This is a genomic window from Micromonospora yangpuensis, assembly GCF_900091615.1.
Classification (GTDB): Bacteria; Actinomycetota; Actinomycetes; order Mycobacteriales; family Micromonosporaceae; genus Micromonospora; species Micromonospora yangpuensis.
On the sequence record NZ_FMIA01000002.1, the window covers coordinates 2,720,006 to 2,738,117 of the forward strand.

Here is an 18,112-nt window from a genome sequence, read left to right on the forward strand (position 1 = left end):
GGACAGGGCCGGGGCCGGCCGACGGGCCGGCCCCGGCGCGCGGCTACCGGTGCCTGGCGGCGACGCCCTCGGCCAGTCGCTGGCCGTCGGCCAGGGCCTTGTCGACGGTGGTCTGGCCGGCGATCGCGGCGGAGACCTCCTGCGAGACCTTGGTGCCCAGGTCGGCGAACTCGGGGATGCCGACGAACTGCACGCCGAGGGCGGGACGGGGCTGCGCCCCCGGGTTGACCGGATCGGCCTCCTGGATGGACTTCAGGGTGATGTCGGCGAAGGACTGGGCCGACTGCCGGTACTCCGGGATCTGGTACGTGGACTGCCGCTTGCCGGCGGGTACCCGGGGCCACCCGAGCGAGCCACCGATCAGCTTCTCGTACTCCTTGCCGGTGGCCCAGGAGATGAACTTCCAGGCGGCCTCGGCGTTCTTGGTGGTCTTCGGCATCGCCAGCGCCCAGGTCCAGAGCCAGCTCGACGACTCCGTCCTGTTGACCGGCGCGTACGCGTAGCCGACCTTGCCGGCGACCGCGCTGGACGCCGGGTCCTCCAGGGTGCCGGCGGCGACGGTGGCGTCGTACCACATGGCGGCCTTGCCCTGGCCGAACGTGTTCAGGCACTCGGTGAAGCCGGCCTGCGGCGCGCCCGGTTGGCCGTGCGCCCGCAGCAGGTCGACGTAGAACTTGGTCGCCTCGGTGAACTCCGGGGCGTTGACCTTCGGCGTCCAGTCCTTCTCGAACCAGGTGCCGCCGAAGGTGTTGACCACGGTGGTCAGCGGCGCGAACAGCTCACCCCAGCCGGGCAGGCCACGCAGGCAGATGCCGGCGACGCCGGCCGGCTTGTCGTCGAGCTGGGCGGCGAACCCGGCGACCTGCTGCCAGGTCGGCCGCTCGGGCATGGTCAGCCCCTTGGCCGCGAAGAGGTCCTTGTTGTACATCAGGAACGACGACTCGCCGTAGAACGGCGCGGCGTAGAGCTTGCCGTCGGTGCCCGACAGCGAGGCGACCATCGGTTCGAGCAGGTCACCCTTGTCGTAACCGGCGTCGGCGTCGGCGTACGAGCTGAGTTCGTGCAGCCAGCCGTTCTGCGCCCAGATGGGTGCCTCGTACGCGCCGATCGTGGCCACGTCGTACTGCCCGCCCTGGGTGGCGACGTCCTGGGTCACCTTGTCGCGAAGTTCGTTCTCCGGCAGGATCGTGAACCGCACCGTGATCCCGGTGTCCTTGGTGAAGTTCTCCGCGGTGACCTTGGCCAGGTCCTCCATCTGCGGGTTGCCGACCATCAGCACGGTCAGCGTGGTGTCGTCGTCGCCGGACGAGCCGCCGCCGGCTCCGGAGCAGGCGGTCGAGACCAGCGCGACCGTGAGGGCGACAGCGAGTGTGCTCCGCCATCGGCGGGGAGTTCGTGTTCTGGGCACAGCGAACCTCCGTTGGTGGGGTGGGGTGGGATGGTGCGGGTGGCGGGTCGGTCGGCGGCGCTCAGACGCGCAGGACCACCGGACCGAGCAGCGAGTAGCGGTGGGCCTCGGACGCCGGCAGGGCGGTGTCGGTGACGATGGTGTCGAGGTCCGCGACGTCCCCGAAGCGGCAGAAACTGCTCGCGCCGAACTTGGTGTGCACGCCGGTGAAGACCACCCGGCGGGCCACCGCCATCACCTGGGCCTTGACCGCCGCCACGGCGGGGTCGGGGGTGGTCAGCCCGTGTTTGCGGGAGATGCCGTTGGCCCCGACGAAGGCCAGGTCGATGACGAAGCTGGCGAGCATGGTGGTGGCCCACTGGTCGACCGTGGCCAGGGTGCGGCCCCGGACCCGGCCGCCCAGCAGCAGGACGGTGACGCTCGGGCTGGCCGCGAGCGTCGCCGCGGTGTGCAGGGACGCGGTCACCACGGTCAGCGGGCGGTGGGTGGGCAGCGCCTCGGCTACCAGTTGCGGGGTGTAACCCTCGTCGATGAAGATCGACTCGGCGTCACCGAGGTGCTCCACGGCGGCGGTGGCGATCCGCCGCTTCTCCACGGTCAGCCGGGTGGTCCGGCTCTGCAGGGCCGTCTCGAAGCGCGCGGTCTCCACCGGGTACGCCCCGCCGTGCGTGCGGCGGACCAGCCCCTGTTGGGCCAGCAGACTCAGGTCGCGGCGGATGGTCTCCGGTGCGACCTCCAGGTCGACGGCGAGCTTCTGCACGTCGACGTCGCCCTGTCGACGGGCCAGCGACAGGATGTGCTGGCGGCGTTGCGCTGCGTCCACTTTGCGCCTCCCGTCGGCTGGTGTCTCTTTTGTAACACCGGCCGCTGAGGGCAACATCGATCGTTGTGCGGGGAATCTGGTGGGTTTGCTGCCCGGTTGTCGGCCCGATCGGGCGGATAAAAACGGATCTACTTCGTGCATGGTGCGTAACCTCTGCCCGATATCGCTGTCAACCCGCCCGATTGTGGCCCGCTATGCCCGCTCGGGCAGGCGCCGACCATCGGGTGGCACCGACCGGGCCCGCTGCGCGGCACCGGTGGCCGACTGGAAGAATCGCCGGCGTGAAGACGTTCGAGGAGTTGTTCGCCGAGCTGCAGGCCAAGGCCGCTGCCGGCACCCCCGGCTCGGGCACCGTCGCCGCGCTGGACAAGGGGGTGCACTTCATCGGCAAGAAGGTCGTCGAGGAGGCCGCCGAGTCGTGGATGGCGGCCGAGCACGAGGGGCCGCAGCGGGCCGCCGAGGAGATCTCACAGCTGCTCTACCAGACCCAGGTGCTGATGCTGGCGGCCGGCCTGGAGCTCAAGGACGTCTACCGACATCTGTGAGTGCCCCCACCGTTGATCCCCGTCGATCGAAGGAGCACTCCGTCATGCTGCGTGTCGCCGTACCCAACAAGGGCACCCTGGCCGAGCCGGCCGCCCAGATGCTGCGCGAGGCCGGCTACCGCCAGCGCCGCGACCCGAAGGACCTGGTCTGCCGGGACGAGGCCAACGAGGTCGAGTTCTTCTACCTGCGCCCCAAGGACATCGCCACCTACGTCGGCTCCGGCGACCTGGACCTCGGCATCACCGGCCGGGACCTGCTTGTCGACTCCGGGGCCCCCGCCGAGGAGGTCCTCGACCTGGCCTTCGGCGGAGCCACCTTCCGCTTCGCGGCCCGCCCGGGCACCGTCGCCGACGAGAAGGAGTTGGGCGGGCACCGGATCGCCACCGCCTACCCCGGGGTGCTGCGGCGCTACCTCGACGAGCACGGGTTGACCGCCGACGTGATCCGGCTGGACGGTGCGGTGGAGAACGCCGTCCGGCTCGGTGTCGCCGACGTCGTCGCCGACGTCGTCTCCACCGGCGCCACGCTGCGCCAGGCCGGTCTGGAGATCATCGGTGAGCCGTTGCTGCGTTCCTCGGCGATCATGGTCCGGCGGATCGCCGCCACCGGGTGCCCCCCGGCCGACCAGATGCTGCGTCGCCTGCAGGGGGTGCTGGTCGCCCGGCGCTACGTGATGCTCACCTACGACGTGCCGGCCGGTCTGCTCGACCGGGCCAGCGCGCTCACCCCGGGCATCGAGTCCCCGACGGTCTCCCCGCTGCACCGCGAGGGCTGGGTGGCGGTGCAGGCGATGGTCAAGCGCGACGACGTGCACCGGATGATGGACGAGCTGTACGACCTGGGCGCCCGGGCGATCCTGGTGACCAACCTGCACGCCTGCCGGCTGTGAGGCGACCGCCGACCGCGGTGGCGTTGACCGTCGCCGTGCTCGGTGGGGTGGCCGCCGCCGGGCAGGGCACGATCAACGCCGAGCTCGGCCAGCGGGCCGGCCACCCGGTGCTCGGCGCGGTGGTCAACAACCTGGGCGGCACCCTGCTGTTGTTGGTGGGGCTGCTGGCCCTGCCGTCGATGCGCGCCGGGCTGGCGGCGCTGCGGCGTACCCGGCCGCCCTGGTGGACGTACCTGGGTGGGTTGGGTGGCGCGACGATCGTGGTGATCGTCACCTACGCCGTGCCGGTGCTCGGGATCGCCGTGTTCACCATCGCCCAGGTCGCCGGCGGCAGCCTCGGCGGGCTCGCGGTGGACCGGGCCGGGTTGGCCCCGATCGGGCGGATCGGGCTGACCGGTCCCCGCGTCGCCGGGGCCGTGTTGGCGGTGGGCGCGGTCGCGTTGGCCCAGGTCGGCCGACCGCTCGGTGAGCTGGCCGGCATGGTGGTGCTGCTGGTGGTCGTCGGTGGCGCGGTGGTGTCGCTGCAGGCCGCCCTCAACGGTCGGCTCGCCGTGGCCAGCACCACCACCGCGAGCGCCCTGGTCAACTTCGCGGTGGGCACCGTCGTGGTGCTGGCCGTCGCGCTGGCCGTCGGTGCCACCACCGGGGCGGCGGGCTGGCCGCCGGTCTGGTACCTCTACACCGGCGGGCTGCTCGGGGTGTGCATCGTGGTCGCCCTGCTGGTCGGGGTGCACGCCGTCGGGGTGCTGCGGGCCGGTCTGGCCGTGGTCACCGGTCAGCTCACCGGTGCCCTGCTGCTGGACCTGCTGCTGCCCGGCGGGGAGGGGCTGCGGTGGCCGGTGCTGGTCGGCGCGGCCCTGACCCTGGCAGCGGTGCTGGTCTCCGGCGGTCGGCCCGGCCGGCGGCGGCCCGGTGGCCCCCGACACCCGGTCTCGGTGGCCTCCGAAGCGCGCCCGGGCGGCGATGGCAGACTGGTGGGGTGAGTGGATCAGAGATGGTGACCCTGCGACCCCGCCGTATCCGGGTGGTCTGCTGGGGCTCGGCGATCGCGCTGGTCCTGGTGTTCAGTCTGATCGCGACCTCGTTGCAGGGTCCGACCGGTGACGGTTACGGCACCTTCCAGCGCGGCGACCAGTTCGCCATGGTCGGCCTGGGGGTGCTCGGCGCCCTCGCGATCCTGCTCTTCACCCGGCCCCGGGTGCAGGCGGACGCCTGGGGTGTGCGGGTGCGCAACCTGATCGGCTCCTACGAGCTGCCCTGGGAGGTCGTCCGTGGGGTCCGGTTCGACCGGGGCGCGCCCTGGGCCAGCCTGGAGCTGCACGACGACGACCTGCTGCCGATGGTCGCCCTGCAGGCCGCCGACAAGGACCTGGCCGTCGAGGGGGTACGCGCGCTGCGCCGCCTGCACCAGGCCCACCACGCCACCCCGGCCCGCCCCTGACCGGCGCGCCCCGGTTGGGGCAGGTCCGGGTGGCCGTGTAGAGTGACGGAGTCGACCAGGCTGTCCGACGCTCGATCACACGTGGTTGAGTGCTGACAGCCTCGAAGCGGAGCGCCTGCTCCCACCCGTGTCACCGTCTTCAGGTGGTCGGGTCCGGTCACCGGTTCCGGGGGCGACCCTGGTCCGGATGCACGATCCTGTGATCGTGCCGACCGGTCGAGCGGGCCCTGGCATGCGCCGGGGCCTTCTGCTTTCCGGGCGGCTCCCACCCGGGAGCCCACGGAGTCGGTCACCCGTAGGAACGGACTCGAGGAGGCCCCATCAGCGTCGAACCACGCGTGAACGAGCAGATCCGGGCACGTGAGGTCCGACTGGTCGGCCCCGAGGGTGAGCAGGTGGGCATCGTCCCACTGGAGCGCGCCCTTCAGCTGGCCGCGGACGTCGATCTGGACCTGGTCGAGGTTGCGCCTATGGCCCGCCCGCCGGTGTGCAAGCTCATGGACTTCGGCAAGTTCAAGTACGAGAGCGCACTCAAGGCCCGCGAGGCACGGCGTAACCAGCAGCAGACCGTCATCAAGGAGATGAAGCTCCGGCCGAAGATCGACCCGCACGACTACGAGACCAAGAAGGGTCACGTGGTGCGGTTCCTCAAGGCCGGCGACAAGGTCAAGGTGACGATCATGTTCCGCGGTCGCGAGCAGAGTCGCCCGGAGCTGGGTTACCGGCTCCTGCGTCGACTCGAGTCCGAGATCACGGAGCTGGGATACGTCGAGGCCGCCCCGAAGCAGGACGGCCGAAACATGATCATGGTTCTCGCACCGCACCGGGCCGTCAAGGCCTCCGCGGTCGCCGCGACGGCGTCCCGTGGCGGCCCTCGCGACCGGGCCGCGGAGGATTCCGCAGCACCGGCGGCTGGCGAGACCCCGGCGGCCGGCGAGACCGCAGTAGCCGGCGAGACCGGCACGACCGCCGACACCAGCGGTCAGTAACAGGGAGAAGACGTTCCAATGCCGAAGATGAAGAGCCACACGGGTATGGGCAAGCGGGTCAAGGTGACCGGCAAGGGCAAGATCGTTGCCCAGCAGGCCGGGCTGCGCCACAACCTGGAGAAGAAGGCCTCCACCCGGACCCGCCGGTTGACCGGCACGGTCGAGCTGGCCAAGGCTGACGTCAAGCGCATCAAGAAGCTGCTCGGCCGCTGACGCGCGCCACCTTTACGCACTTAAGGAGTTGAGATGGCACGCGTCAAGCGGGCTGTGAACGCCCAGAAGAAGCGCCGTACCCTGCTGGAGACCGCCAGTGGCTACCGCGGTCAGCGCTCCCGGCTGTACCGCAAGGCCAAGGAGCAGGTGCTGCACTCGATGCAGTACGCCTACCGGGACCGTCGCGACCGCAAGGGCGACTTCCGGCAGCTGTGGATCACCCGGATCAACGCCGGCGCCCGCGCCAACGGGATGACCTACAACCGGCTGATCCAGGGCCTGAAGCTAGCCGGCGTCGAGGTGGACCGCAAGATCCTCGCCGATCTCGCCGTCCACGACGCCACGGCGTTCGCCGCCATCGTCGAGGTGGCCCGCGCGGCCGTCGCCGCCGAGGGCACCGGTGGCGCCGCGGCCCAGGCCGCCTGATCCACCCGTACCAGGTCGAGGCGTCTCCCATGCGGTCACCGTCGCAGGGGAGGCGCCTTGACGTCGTACCGGACACCACGCTGTTCACCCCACGCACGCCGCGGGTGGTCGCGGCCCGTCGGCTGCACCGCCGCCGGGACCGCGACAGCGCCGGCCGGTTCCTCGCCGAGGGCCCGCAGGCGGTCCGCGAGGCCCTGGCCGTCCCCGACGTGGTCACCGAACTCTTCGGTACGCCCGGCGCGCTGGAACGCCACGCCGACCTGACCGGGCTGGCCACCGTCGCCGGGGTGCCGGTCTCCCCGGTCACCGACGAGGCGCTCGCCGCCCTCACCGACACCGTCGCCCCGCAGGGCCTGGTGGCGCTCTGCCGGCACCTGGACGTGCCGCTGACCCAGGCCCTGAGCGCCGCGCCCCGCCTGGTCGCGGTGCTGGCCGGGATCCGCGATCCGGGCAACGCCGGCACCGTGCTGCGTACCGCCGACGCTGCCGGGGCCCGCGCGGTGGTCTTCGCCGGCGCGGCCGTCGACCCGTACAACGGCAAGTGCGTGCGCGCCTCCGCCGGCAGCCTGTTCCACGTCGACGTGGTCCGCGCCGCCGACCCGGTCGAGGTGGTCGCCGCGCTGCGGGCCGCCGGGCTGCGGGTGCTGGCCACCACCGGGTACGGCGACACCGACCTGGACGACCTCGCCGACGCCGGTACGCTGGCCGCCCCGACCGCCTGGCTGTTCGGCTCGGAGGCGCACGGCCTGCCCGAGGAGTTGACCGCCGCCGCCGACGCCCGGGTCCGGGTGCCGCTGCACGGGCGCGCGGAGAGCCTCAACCTGGCTGCGGCAGCCGCCGTCTGCCTGTACGCTTCCGCCAGAGCACTGCGCTGACGCCACCGCGGGGTCGACCCCGCGTCCGGGGCCGGCGCGGCCACCGCCACCTCGGGTGCGCGGGCACACAGCAGGGGAGTCGGTCACGTGCGCGACGCGCCACGGCGTTCGTTTAGCCAGCCCGCCGGTGTCGGCGGGCGGCGGGCCTGACCCTTACCCCTGCTCGACTCCCCACCGGCGGGCTGCGGCACAGCCGCGCCTCCGTAGACTCGCCTAGCCGCCCGAAAGGGTCGGCCCGCCGTGAGGGAGTGCCCGTACGCCATGAGCTACCGCAACGATCCGTACGACCCGAAGCAGGTCGCCCTGCTCGACCCGGCCGCCCTGGCCGAGGCCGTCGCGGACGCCGAGAAGACGTTCGCCGACGCCGCCGACCCCGACGCGCTGACCGCGCTGCGCCCCGCGCACCTGGGCGACCGGTCGCCGGTGTCGCTGGCCCGCCGGGAGATCGGCGCGCTGCCGCCGGCGGCCAAGTCCGACGCCGGCAAACGGGTGAACGAGGCCCGCCGCGCCATCGAGGCCGCCTACGCCGCCCGCGCCGAACTGCTGGAGCGGGAGCAGGCCGCGCGGGTGCTGGTCACCGAGCGGGTCGACGTGACGCTGCCGTACGACCGGCGGCCCCGCGGAGCCCGCCACCCGGTCAGTGTCCTGATGGAACGGGTGAGCGACTTCTTCGTCGGGATGGGCTACGAGGTGGCCGAGGGGCCCGAGGTCGAGCTGGAGTGGACCAACTTCGACGCGCTCAACATCCCCGCCGACCACCCGGCCCGGGGCCTGATGGACACCTTCCACGTCGCGCCCGAGGGCTCCGGCCTGGTGTTGCGGACCCACACCTCGCCGGTGCAGGCGCGCACCATGCTCACCCGCAAGCCGCCGATCTACGTGGTGGTGCCCGGCCGGGTCTACCGCACCGACGAGTTGGACGCCACCCACGCCCCGGTCTTCCACCAGGTCGAGGGGCTGGTGGTCGACAAGGGCATCACCATGGCCCACCTGCGGGGCACCCTGGACCACTTCGCCCGCGCCATGTTCGGCGCGGACGCCAGGACCCGCTTCCGGCCGCACTACTTCCCGTTCACCGAGCCGTCGGCCGAGTTCGACGTCTGGTTCCCCGAGCACCGCAAGGGGCCGCAGTGGGTCGAGTGGGGCGGCTGCGGCATGGTCAACCCCCGGGTGCTGCGGGCCTGCGGGATCGACCCGGAGGTCTACTCCGGATTCGCCTTCGGCATGGGCATCGACCGCACCGTGATGTTCCGGCACGGGGTCGCCGACATGCGGGACATGATCGAGGGCGACGTGCGGTTCACCCGCGCGTTCGGGGCCGGGGCGTAGACGATGCGGGTACGAGTCACGGGAACGGTGAACTGAGTCATGCGAGTTTCTGTCAGCTGGTTGCGGGAGTACGTCGACCTCCCCACCGACCTGTCCACCGGCGACCTGGAGCAGGCCCTGGTCGACCTCGGCATCGAGGTTGACGCCGTCACCGACCTGCGGGAGTCGGTCACCGGGTCGCTGGTGGTCGGCGAGGTCGTCGAGATCGAGGAGCTCACCGGCTTCAAGAAGCCGATCCGGTTCTGCCGGGTCGACGTCGGCGCCGCCAACGGCACCGGCGAGCCGCAGGAGATCGTCTGCGGGGCGCGCAACTTCGCCCCCGGCGACCGGGTGGTGGTCATCCTGCCCGGCGGGGTGCTGCCCGGTGACTTCGCCATCGGGGCCCGCAAGACCTACGGGCGCAACTCCCACGGGATGATCTGCTCGGCCAAGGAGCTGGGCCTCGGTGACGACCACGACGGCATCATCGTGCTGCCCGCCGACACCGCCGCCAAGCCCGGCGACGACGCCCGTCCGGTGGTCGGCCTCGACGAGGTGGTCCTGGAGCTGGAGGTCACCCCCGACCGGGGGTACGCCCTCAGCGTGCGCGGCCTGGCCCGGGAGCTGTCCCTGGCCCTCGGGGTGCCGTTCCACGACCCGGGGCTGGCCGCGGCCCCCGGCGCGACCGCCGAACCGGCGTACCCGGTGGTGGTGCGGGACACCGTCGGCTGCGACCGGTTCGCCGCCCGGCTGGTCCGCGGCGTCGACCCGACCGCGCCGACCCCCGGGTGGATGCAGCGGCGGCTCACCGTCGCCGGCATCCGCAGCATCTCGCTGCCGGTCGACATCACCAACTACGTGATGCTGGAACTGGGCCAGCCGATGCACGCCTTCGACGTCGACCGGATCACCGGGCCGCTGGTGGTCCGCCGGGCCGAGCCGGGCGAGAAGCTGACCACCCTGGACGGTGTCAGCCGGGTGCTGACCGCCGAGGACATGGTGATCTGCGACGCCGGACTACCCAGCCCGGTCGCCGGTGACGGCGGGACGCCGATCTCACTGGCCGCGGTGATGGGCGGCGAGACCAGCGAGGTGATCGCCTCCACCACCGACGTGCTCTTCGAGGCCGCGCACTGGGACCCGGCGATGGTCGGGCGGACCGCCCGCCGGCACAAGCTGTTCAGCGAGGCCGCCAAGCGCTGGGAACGGGGCGTCGACCCGGCGCTGCCGCTGGTCGCCATCGACCGGGCGGTCCGGCTGCTCACCGAGCACGGCGGCGGCACCGCCGGCGCGGAACTTCTCGACCTCGACCACGTCGCGGCGCGTACCCCGGTGGTCCTGCCGGCGGACCTGCCCAGCCGGCGGGTCGGGGTGGACTACCCGACCGAGCGGGTGGTGACGATCCTGGAGCAGATCGGCTGCGCCGTCACCCGGGGCACCGACCGGCTCGCCGAGGACCCGGGCGACGCCGGCGTGCCGGCCGGCGGCGCTGACGTGCTCACCGTCCTCCCGCCGACCTGGCGGCCCGACCTGACCGACCCGGCCGACCTGGTCGAGGAGGTGGTCCGCCTCGACGGGTACGACCGGGTGCCGTCGGTGCTGCCCACCGCACCGCCCGGACGAGGGCTTACCTGGCCGCAGCGCCGCCGACGGTCGGTCGCCCGGTCGCTTGCCGAACAGGGCTACGTCGAGGTGCTCAGCCAACCGTTCGTCGGCCCGCAACTCGCCGACCAGCTCGGCCTGGGCGCCGACGATCCGCGTCGCCCCGCCGTCCGACTGGCCAACCCGCTGTCAGAACAGGAGCCGCAGCTGCGCACCACGCTGCTCGGCCCGCTGCTCGACGCGGTCCGCCGCAACCTCGGCCGGGGGCAGCGCGACCTCGCCCTCTACGAGATCGGCCTGGTCTTCCACCCCCGTACGGGCGCCGGCGCCCCGCCGGCCATGGGCGTGGACCGGCGGCCCACCGACGAGGAGTTCGCCGCCGCCGACGCGGTGGTGCCGGCGCAACCCCAGCACGTCGCCGTCGTGCTCACCGGCGACGTCGAACCCGTCGGCTGGTGGGGTGCCGGCCGACCGGCCGGCTGGGCCGACGCCGTCGAGGCCGGCCGGATCGTGCTGGCCGCCGCCGAGATCCCCGCCGACCGGATCGAGGTACGCGCCGCCGAGCACGCCCCCTGGCACCCGGGCCGCTGCGCCGAACTGCTCGTCGACGGCACCGTCGTCGGGTACGCCGGCGAACTGCACCCGGCGGTGCTCGCCGGCCTGGAACTGCCCCGGCGTACCTGCGCCATGGAACTGGACCTGGACGCGCTGCCGACCGCGGCAGCCGTCGCCGCGCCCACCGTCTCCGGTTTCCCGCCGGCCCTGATCGACGTGGCGGTGGTCCTCGACGACCAGGTCCCGGCGGCCAAGGTCGAGCAGGCGTTGATCGAGGGGGCGGGTGAGCTGCTGGAAAGCGTCCGCCTCTTCGACGTGTACGCCTCGGAGCAGCTGGGCGCGGGCCGACGCTCGTTGGCGTACAAGCTCACCTTCCGTGCCCCCGACCGCACCCTGACCGTCGAGGAGGCCGTCGCCGCCCGCGACGCCGCCGTGGCCCGCGCCGCCACCCTCTACGGCGCCACCCTCCGCTGACGTGTAAGGAAGGGCCCCTTGTTAACGCTTTCTGTATAGAAGGGGCCCTTTCTAACCGTCCTCGGGGTCAAGCTGGCCCAACTGACGCAGGCCGGCGAGGTCCCGTACGGTGATCCGCCGGTAGCCGATGTCGATCAGGCCGTCGGCGCGGAGTTCCCGCAGCGCCTTCTGGATGGTGGTCTCCGCCGCACCGCAGATGGTGGCCAGCTCGGGCTGGGTCAGGCGCACGTCGATGATGACCCCGTCGCGGCTGCTCCGGCCATGGGTACGGGACAGCTCGGCGATGACCCGGGCCACCCGGACGGACACCCCGTACGAGGTGAAGTCGATCCGGCGTCGGTTCGACCAGCGGAGCCGGTCGGAGACCATGGCCGCGAGTTCCAGAGCCGCCTGCGGATGCTCACGCAGGAAGTGGCTGAAGCGTTCTCGCGGGATGACCCGGTAGCGGGTGGGGCCGCAGGTGGTCACGGTGGCGGACCGGGGCTTGTCATTGAGAGCGGACATCTCGCCGATGAGGTCGCCCCCGACCCGCAGCGACAGCAGCGCGGACCGCCCGTCGGGCAGCGCCGCCGTCACCTTGGTCAGGCCCGCCTCCAGCAGTATCAGGTGAGACTCCTGTATTCCCTCATGGATCAGGATTTGTCCGTTGCGGACCGTGCGGTGTACCCCCAGGTCGAGCAGGGCGCGTCGGACTGCCGGATCCAATCGCCGCAGGAATGTCCCGGTCGGCCAATCCTGTGCCGACGGTTCGCCTCGCCGCATCGACAACTTTGCCCCTTCGGTTCGATGAGATCCGTCGAAGAGTAGTCGCCCTCGCGCGTAGCGCAACTGTCCGCTTCTCAGGGCGGCACCGAGGAGCGCCTGCAACGCCACCACCCCGAGGATCTGGGCGGGTGGCCACCCCGTGGCCAGAAGCAACTCGGTCACGTCGATCGTCATCTGTCCAGCACACCCGCTCCGGCTCCGAGACATTCCTGCTCCGGGTGGGATGACCGATGCTCGACAGGCTCGGCGAATGCCGTACATCTACGGGGTCTCGCCCCGCCGCCGGCGGTTCGATGTCCTCTGGCCCGCCCGACGGGGGCGGGCCGGGGCGAAAGGCGACAGATAGATGCGCCATCCGGAACGGCGACTCTTGATATCGGTGGACATGGAGAGGTACAGCGGGCGCGGCAACGTTCAGCAGTACGAGGCGCAGGAGGCGTTCCACACGCTCCTGCACGCGGCGGCTCGGGACGTCGGTCTCGACCGGGCTTCCTGGACCACCCAGCAGGCCGGTGACGGGGAACTGGCGATCCTTCCCCGGGACGTGCCGGAGTCGCGGGTCATCGGCCGGTTCGTGCCGGAGGTGAACCGACGGCTTCGGGCGTACAACGAAAGCCGGATCCAGGCGGCTCGGGTCAGGTTACGGTTGGCCGTACACCAGGGGCTCGTGCATCTCGACGGGGCGAACGGCTTCCCGGGCCACGCCGTGGTGTTCGTCTCCCGGCTCTGCGACGCCGGCCCGGTACGGCGAGCCCTCGCGGCCTTTCCCGACGCGGGCGTCGCCCTGGTCGTCTCCACCGACATCTACCGGGACGTGGTCTCGGAGTATCCGGAGGAGATGCGTCCAGAGCGGTTCCGTAGGGTGCGGATCAGTCGTCCCGACAAGGGTTTTCACGAGTACGCCTGGGTCTGCGTGGTTGATGAGAACCTCGTCGGAATCGCATCGCTGGACGACGTCCCCCCTCCCGAAAGCCCGGACGATCCCACCGGCTCGACCTCGACGCCGACCGACCCCGGACCTCGGCCGACGTCCGGCGGATCTGGTGACCATGCCGTCGACGCCAACGAGCGGATCCGTACCGGAGACATCCGGGTGAAGGGGCAGAACGCGATCGGCCGGAACGCGACGGCGATCGGTTCGGTGGGGCGTGATCTCAACCTCGGCCCTGAGCGTGGTGGCCGGTGAACGTCGGCGACGAGTACGGAGTGCCCAGTGGGCCGGACCTGGCACCCCGTGCGGAGCCCGCGGTCGACTCGGGCATCGAGACCGAGCGGGAGGTGGGACCGGCCGATCTCCCGCCGGTACGGCAGACGGCGGGGAGTAGCGACGAGGAACCACCGGCCGACCAGCCGGAGGAGCAACTCGATCCCACCGACGTGCTCACCCGCCTGTCCTCCCTGCTCGGCGCGTCCGCGATCGAGGTCGGGGATGTCCGGGTCAGGGGTCAGAACGCCACCGGGCCAGGGGCGACGGCCATCGGTACGGTGAACATCACCACGGCGGTCAGCTCCGACGGCGGGCGAACCTGGTCCGAGACGCTCAGCGCGGAGTGGGTCGGGGCACTCGCGGCCGGGTATGCGCCCGCCCCCAGTGACGAGCAACTGGACCATCAGCTCAAACAGCGTCGTCTGGTCTGCCTCTCCGGAACAGCCGGTAGTGGGCGATACACGGCCGCCTGCCTTGCCTCAGCTCGACATCATGGCCTCGACCGGGTCGGCGTGCTGGGCGCGGAGCATCTGGCTGACCTTCTCCGGAGCGAGGCGCCGGTGCGCGGGGGGTACGGCTACGTGCTGCTCCTCGACGAGACCGCCGTTCGGAACCTGGACGGGATGACCCTGATCGGTCTTGCCGCCCGAGTGGAGTCCGGTGGGGCCACACTGATTCTGGTAAGCGAGTTCGATCGGAACCACCACGAACTCGCCGGCCGCCTGGTCGAGCACCGCGCTCCGGCCGCCGCCGACGTGTTCCAGGCGCAGCTGCGGCACCGGCTGCGGGACCGGTGTGTCGGGCGGTGCCCGGACGGTTGCCGGGGAGCCTGCGTCAACGCCTACCTCGAACAGCGGCTTCTCCGGCACCCCCTGCTGGCGGCTCATCTGGCGGGTGGTTGCCGGACATCCGAGGCAGTGCGACTGGCTGAGCTACTTGCTCCGCACGTCAACGTGGACACCGATCTCACCGAGTGGCTCGGACGGTGGCTGCCTCGACAGTTGCGGGACCGGGCGGCCCGGATCCTGGCTCTCGAGGACCGGAGCACCGAGGTGGCCACCGTAGCGGACCCTGACCAGCGTCGGGCCTTTCGGCTCACCTGCGCGGTGCTGGCCGGTCAGCCGGTTGCTGAGCTGCACGCCGCTGCCCGCCGGCTGACCGGTGCGCACGGCACTGGCCTGCCGGATGCCCGGCAGCCGACCGCGCTGGGTCAGCCGGACGCCGGCGCACCGCATGTCGGCTCTCTAGGGCCGGGAATCGAGGCGCTGCTCGGTCCGAGCCTGGGGCAGGTGGTGCAGTTGGTCGACGACGACCGTCCGGGCGGGCGGCGGATCGAGTTCACGACCGGCAACGAACAACTGCGGGCCAGCCTGCTGGAGGTCGCCTGGTCGGACTGGTGGCTGCCGGAACAGCTGCTCGGCTGGCTCGCGGAACTCGTCCGCAGCGACTCGGGAGGTGTGCGACAGGCCGCTGCGGGCGCCATCGGTTGGTCGGCCCGGCACGGGCTACGTACGGCGTTGGAGACGGTCGACCAGTTGGCGAGGGAACGACGGGCCGGGGTCCGTCAGGCCGCCGCCATCGCGTTGGTGGCGATGGCCATGCAACCGCAACTCCGGTTACAGATCCGGACGGAACTGGACCGGTGGGCTGCCGGCGGCCCGGCTCATCTGCGTGACACCGTCGCCCGGGCGTACGCTCTGGGTTTGGCTCGGATCTGGCCGGATGCCGCGTTGGTGCAGCTTCGTCTGGTCGCCCAGGCACGCATGCAGCGTTGGCACAACTCGGTCGTTCGTGGCCTGGTCGAGGTGTACGTCGCCGGACATGCCGCGAGCGTGCTTCCAGCGCTGGCCCAGTGGGCGACGTCGGACCACCCCGAGGTACGGCTGCATGCCGGCCGGGCGTTGCGGGTCCTGGCGGACCGGGCAGCCGACGCGCCACGGGAGCACTGGCCGGAACTGCTCGAGCTGGCTCGCAACGGCCGCATCCGGATGGATGACCTGGCCACCTGCTGGGTGGCGGCGTTGAGCATCCCCCAGACGGCGTACCGGGCCTGGCGGACGTTGGGTTTCTGGCTGAGTCGGGCCGAGGGCCGGGCCGAACTCTCCCACTTCCTGCTGGAGCTGTTGCGCCAGGTGGTGTCCGGTGAACGGCCGCTGCGTCGCCGGCTCGCGCACCAGCTCGATCACGTCTGGGCGGCGCAGTTGCCGCACGACGCCTTCCTTGCCGAGATACGACGACTCACCTACGAGGGCCAGTGATGAACATGCACTCCGTCCCGCCTACCGGTCCACGGGGGCCCATCCCCGCCCCGCACCGGCGTCACAGCTGGTGGCGACGGTTGTTGGAGGTGTTGGGCCTGATCGTCGAGCCGCCACGCCCACCGGTACCACCGGCGCCGGTGACACCGACCTCCACGGTGTACAGGCTGCACGCGCCGGAGCCGATTCTGGTGCCGGCCAAGGGCGACGCCTTCGACTTCCGGCTGAGGGTGATGTACGTCTGGACAGCGGAACACATGACCTATCCGGAGTTGCAGGCACGCGCCCAGTACCACCTGCCCTGGGCCGGTGGCGTGCTCTGGGAGCAGGCTATCGACCTGGCCCGGCAGTTCGAGCCCCATCGTGCCCATGACCTGGAAAAGGCGTTGAACGAACGGCTCGCGGCCCGGCGGTGGTTCCCGTCGGACAAGCTTCCCAGACTGACGGTGCGGGCCTGGGTCAGCCCCGACGAGCGGGTGCGGGAGCTGTTGCAGCCCTACTGGACGGAACGGCTCGGGCTTGAGTGCCAACACGAGTTGCAGAAGCTCAGGGCCGCGCACGCCGTCGAGCTGACGCGGCTCTGGCGCGCGGCGTTGGAGAGTCTTGAGGACGTGCCGGTGATGGCGTACGCCGCCCAGTTGACGAACGAGCAGTTCGCCGAGGTGTTCGGCAGGTACGTGGCGGAGCGGCGAGGGACCGTGCCGGAACTGGTGGACCTGCTCCGTGAGGCGGTACGCGGACACAACGACCTCGGTCTGGGGCCGTCGGAGTACACCCAGGCCTGGGACCTCGCGCTGCGCACGTACCAGCAGCGGCACGGCCTGGCACCCGGGGCCAACTGACGCCGGCCCCCGTCGTACAAGGAAGGGCCCCTTGTTAACGCTTTCTGTATAGAAGGGGCCCTTTCTAACACCGCCAACGGTTGCGCTTGACGGCGGCGAGCACGTCGCGGGCGGCACTCGCCACCGCGCAGTCGGGGGTGTGGCAGCGTGGGCAGCGACCGTCGGTGCCGGGTTCATGCTCACGAAGGACCCAGCGGGCGGTGAGGGTGAGCCGGTCGAGGATCTGGGCCAGGCTGTGGAAGGGGGCGGTCATCGTCAGGCCACCCCGAGGGAGGCAGCGAGCCGCAGGACCGTGGCCGGGGCTCTCGGATGCCGGGTGACGCCGCAGGGCTGGACGAAGTCGCCCAATCCAATCCAATCCAATCCAATCCAGTCCACCCGGCTGCATGCTCATACAGGGGGTTGCGTGACATTGCGGCTGTGTAACGCGGCCTGCTAATCTCCTCTGCATAGTCATGCGGAGGTGGGTATGGGCATTCGAGTCGCGGTGGCGGGAGCCAGTGGGTACGCCGGGGGTGAGCTGCTGCGCCTGATCGCCGGGCACCCCGAGTTCGACCTGGTGGCGGCGACCGCGCACCGCCAGGCCGGCCAGCCGGTCAGCGCCGTACACCCGCAGCTCGCGGGGCTGGACCTGGTCTTCGCCGGGACCGACCCGACGACCCTGGCCGACGCGGATCTGGTCTTCCTGGCGCTGCCGCACGGTGAGTCGGCGGCGTTGGCGGCCGAGCTGCCGGAGTCGGTCCGGGTGGTCGACCTCGGCGCCGACCACCGGCTGCGCGACGGCGCGGCCTGGCAGCGTTACTACGGTGGTACGCACGCCGGTGCCTGGACCTACGGCCTGCCCGAGCTGCCGGGACAGCGGGCGGCGATCGCCGGGGCGCGGCGGGTGGCGAACACCGGCTGCTACGCGGCGGCCATCACGCTCGCACTCGCCCCGCTGGTGGCCGCCAATGCGGTGCAGCCCGCCGACGTGGTGGTGGTCGCCGCCTCCGGGACCTCCGGCGCGGGTCGGGCCGCCAAGGGGCACCTGCTCGGCAGCGAGGTGATGGGGGACCTGTCGCCGTACAAGGTCGGGGCGCACCAGCACGTACCGGAGATCAAGCAGGCCACCGGCGCGACCGGGCTGTCCCTCACCCCGGTTCTCGCGCCGATGCCGCGCGGCATCCTCGCCACGGTCACCGCCGTGCCGACCGCCGCCGGCACCGACCCGCGTGCGGTGCTCACCCAGGCGTACGCGGACGCGCCCTTCGTGCACGTGCTGCCCGAGGGGGCCTGGCCGCATACCGCCGCCACCCTCGGCTCTAACTCCGCCCACCTGCAGGCCACCGTCGATGTCGACTCGGGCCGGGTGATCGTGGTCAGCGCCATCGACAACCTCGGCAAGGGCGCGGCCGGGCAGGCCGTGCAGTGCGCCAACCTGATGTACGACCTGCCGGAGCAGGCCGGCCTGTCCGTCTTCGGGGTGGCACCGTGACCGGCCTCGCGCCGGTT

At 71.8% G+C, this 18,112-nt stretch carries 18 protein-coding genes; 14 read left to right on the plus strand and 4 right to left on the minus strand.

Annotated elements, in window-relative coordinates; all coding sequences use genetic code 11:
• Positions 1-43: 43 nt before the first annotated feature.
• On the minus strand, positions 44-1,408 hold the full coding sequence (locus GA0070617_RS12420) for an ABC transporter substrate-binding protein (protein ID WP_217628790.1): 1,365 nt from the start codon (positions 1,406-1,408) through the stop codon (positions 44-46).
• Positions 1,409-1,469: 61 nt separating this feature from the next.
• On the minus strand, positions 1,470-2,231 hold the full coding sequence (locus tag GA0070617_RS12425; protein WP_217628791.1) for a DeoR/GlpR family DNA-binding transcription regulator: 762 nt from the start codon (positions 2,229-2,231) through the stop codon (positions 1,470-1,472).
• Positions 2,232-2,512: 281 nt separating this feature from the next.
• On the opposite strand from GA0070617_RS12425, the gene GA0070617_RS12430 reads away from it, so the two are divergent.
• The 10 genes from GA0070617_RS12430 (at position 2,513) to pheT (ending at position 11,549) form a co-directional block, all read left to right on the plus strand.
• Positions 2,513-2,776 carry a phosphoribosyl-ATP diphosphatase gene (locus tag GA0070617_RS12430; protein WP_091436660.1) on the plus strand — a complete coding sequence of 88 codons (264 nt, stop codon included), beginning with the start codon at positions 2,513-2,515 and terminating at the stop codon, positions 2,774-2,776.
• 44 nt (positions 2,777-2,820) lie between these two features.
• Entirely contained in the window at positions 2,821-3,666 is an 846-nt protein-coding gene (hisG, locus tag GA0070617_RS12435) for an ATP phosphoribosyltransferase (RefSeq protein WP_091436661.1), read from the plus strand.
• Complete coding sequence (locus GA0070617_RS12440; protein WP_091436662.1) at positions 3,663-4,649, plus strand: DMT family transporter; 987 nt, start codon at positions 3,663-3,665, stop codon at positions 4,647-4,649. Before hisG ends, GA0070617_RS12440 begins: the two co-directional genes overlap by 4 nt.
• 11 nt (positions 4,650-4,660) lie before the next feature.
• On the plus strand, positions 4,661-5,107 hold the full coding sequence (locus tag GA0070617_RS12445; protein WP_091436663.1) for a PH domain-containing protein: 447 nt from the start codon (positions 4,661-4,663) through the stop codon (positions 5,105-5,107).
• Between the two features lie 338 nt (positions 5,108-5,445).
• Positions 5,446-6,096 (plus strand): translation initiation factor IF-3, encoded by a 651-nt coding sequence (gene infC, locus GA0070617_RS12450; RefSeq protein WP_091436664.1) that lies wholly within the window; start codon positions 5,446-5,448, stop codon positions 6,094-6,096.
• Positions 6,097-6,114: 18 nt separating this feature from the next.
• Positions 6,115-6,309 carry a 50S ribosomal protein L35 gene (gene rpmI / locus GA0070617_RS12455; RefSeq protein ID WP_091436665.1) on the plus strand — a complete coding sequence of 65 codons (195 nt, stop codon included), beginning with the start codon at positions 6,115-6,117 and terminating at the stop codon, positions 6,307-6,309.
• A 33-nt stretch (positions 6,310-6,342) separates the two neighbouring features.
• The gene (gene rplT / locus GA0070617_RS12460) at positions 6,343-6,735 is read left to right on the plus strand and encodes a 50S ribosomal protein L20 (protein WP_091436666.1); all 393 of its coding nucleotides are present in this window, start codon (positions 6,343-6,345) and stop codon (positions 6,733-6,735) included.
• A 29-nt stretch (positions 6,736-6,764) separates the two neighbouring features.
• Positions 6,765-7,610 carry a TrmH family RNA methyltransferase gene (locus GA0070617_RS12465; RefSeq protein WP_091436667.1) on the plus strand — a complete coding sequence of 282 codons (846 nt, stop codon included), beginning with the start codon at positions 6,765-6,767 and terminating at the stop codon, positions 7,608-7,610.
• 261 nt (positions 7,611-7,871) lie between these two features.
• Positions 7,872-8,939, plus strand: coding sequence for a phenylalanine--tRNA ligase subunit alpha (gene pheS / locus GA0070617_RS12470; protein ID WP_091436668.1), 1,068 nt, complete (start codon positions 7,872-7,874; stop codon positions 8,937-8,939).
• Between the two features lie 39 nt (positions 8,940-8,978).
• The gene (pheT, locus tag GA0070617_RS12475) at positions 8,979-11,549 is read left to right on the plus strand and encodes a phenylalanine--tRNA ligase subunit beta (RefSeq protein WP_091436669.1); all 2,571 of its coding nucleotides are present in this window, start codon (positions 8,979-8,981) and stop codon (positions 11,547-11,549) included.
• Positions 11,550-11,600: 51 nt separating this feature from the next.
• On the opposite strand, the gene GA0070617_RS12480 is transcribed toward pheT, so the two are convergent.
• Entirely contained in the window at positions 11,601-12,488 is an 888-nt protein-coding gene (locus GA0070617_RS12480; RefSeq protein WP_229688297.1) for a Crp/Fnr family transcriptional regulator, read from the minus strand.
• A gap of 211 nt (positions 12,489-12,699) precedes the next feature.
• Between GA0070617_RS12480 and GA0070617_RS12485 the strand changes: the two genes are divergently transcribed.
• The 3 genes from GA0070617_RS12485 to GA0070617_RS12495 all read left to right on the plus strand — a co-directional run bounded on the left by GA0070617_RS12485 (position 12,700) and on the right by GA0070617_RS12495 (position 16,621).
• On the plus strand, positions 12,700-13,500 hold the full coding sequence (locus GA0070617_RS12485; RefSeq protein WP_229688325.1) for a hypothetical protein: 801 nt from the start codon (positions 12,700-12,702) through the stop codon (positions 13,498-13,500).
• Positions 13,497-15,779: a hypothetical protein gene (locus GA0070617_RS12490; protein ID WP_091436672.1), complete on the plus strand. Its 2,283-nt coding sequence runs from the start codon at positions 13,497-13,499 to the stop codon at positions 15,777-15,779. The genes GA0070617_RS12485 and GA0070617_RS12490 overlap by 4 nt, the downstream gene beginning before the upstream one ends.
• A 158-nt stretch (positions 15,780-15,937) precedes the next feature.
• Complete coding sequence (locus GA0070617_RS12495) at positions 15,938-16,621, plus strand: hypothetical protein (protein ID WP_244891681.1); 684 nt, start codon at positions 15,938-15,940, stop codon at positions 16,619-16,621.
• A gap of 64 nt (positions 16,622-16,685) precedes the next feature.
• On the opposite strand, the gene GA0070617_RS12500 is transcribed toward GA0070617_RS12495, so the two are convergent.
• Positions 16,686-16,874, minus strand: coding sequence for a hypothetical protein (locus GA0070617_RS12500; protein WP_091436673.1), 189 nt, complete (start codon positions 16,872-16,874; stop codon positions 16,686-16,688).
• Between the two features lie 216 nt (positions 16,875-17,090).
• Here GA0070617_RS12500 and argC point away from each other — a divergent pair, with 216 nt between their 5' ends.
• Positions 17,091-18,095 (plus strand): N-acetyl-gamma-glutamyl-phosphate reductase, encoded by a 1,005-nt coding sequence (gene argC, locus GA0070617_RS12505; protein WP_091436674.1) that lies wholly within the window; start codon positions 17,091-17,093, stop codon positions 18,093-18,095.
• Positions 18,096-18,112: the final 17 nt, after the last annotated feature.

Bases quoted from the DNA above. Each gene is read 5' to 3' on its own strand.
- GA0070617_RS12480 (WP_229688297.1), bottom strand. From the start codon at position 12,488: ATGACGATCGACGTGACCGAGTTGCTTCTGGCCACGGGGTGGCCACCC.
- hisG (WP_091436661.1), top strand. From the start codon at position 2,821: ATGCTGCGTGTCGCCGTACCCAACAAGGGCACCCTGGCCGAGCCGGCC.
- rpmI (WP_091436665.1), top strand. From the start codon at position 6,115: ATGCCGAAGATGAAGAGCCACACGGGTATGGGCAAGCGGGTCAAGGTG.
- rplT (WP_091436666.1), top strand. From the start codon at position 6,343: ATGGCACGCGTCAAGCGGGCTGTGAACGCCCAGAAGAAGCGCCGTACC.
- GA0070617_RS12485 (WP_229688325.1), top strand. From the start codon at position 12,700: ATGGAGAGGTACAGCGGGCGCGGCAACGTTCAGCAGTACGAGGCGCAG.
- pheS (WP_091436668.1), top strand. From the start codon at position 7,872: ATGAGCTACCGCAACGATCCGTACGACCCGAAGCAGGTCGCCCTGCTC.
- argC (WP_091436674.1), top strand. From the start codon at position 17,091: ATGGGCATTCGAGTCGCGGTGGCGGGAGCCAGTGGGTACGCCGGGGGT.
- pheT (WP_091436669.1), top strand. From the start codon at position 8,979: ATGCGAGTTTCTGTCAGCTGGTTGCGGGAGTACGTCGACCTCCCCACC.
- GA0070617_RS12445 (WP_091436663.1), top strand. From the start codon at position 4,661: ATGGTGACCCTGCGACCCCGCCGTATCCGGGTGGTCTGCTGGGGCTCG.
- GA0070617_RS12500 (WP_091436673.1), bottom strand. From the start codon at position 16,874: ATGACCGCCCCCTTCCACAGCCTGGCCCAGATCCTCGACCGGCTCACC.
- GA0070617_RS12465 (WP_091436667.1), top strand. From the start codon at position 6,765: ATGCGGTCACCGTCGCAGGGGAGGCGCCTTGACGTCGTACCGGACACC.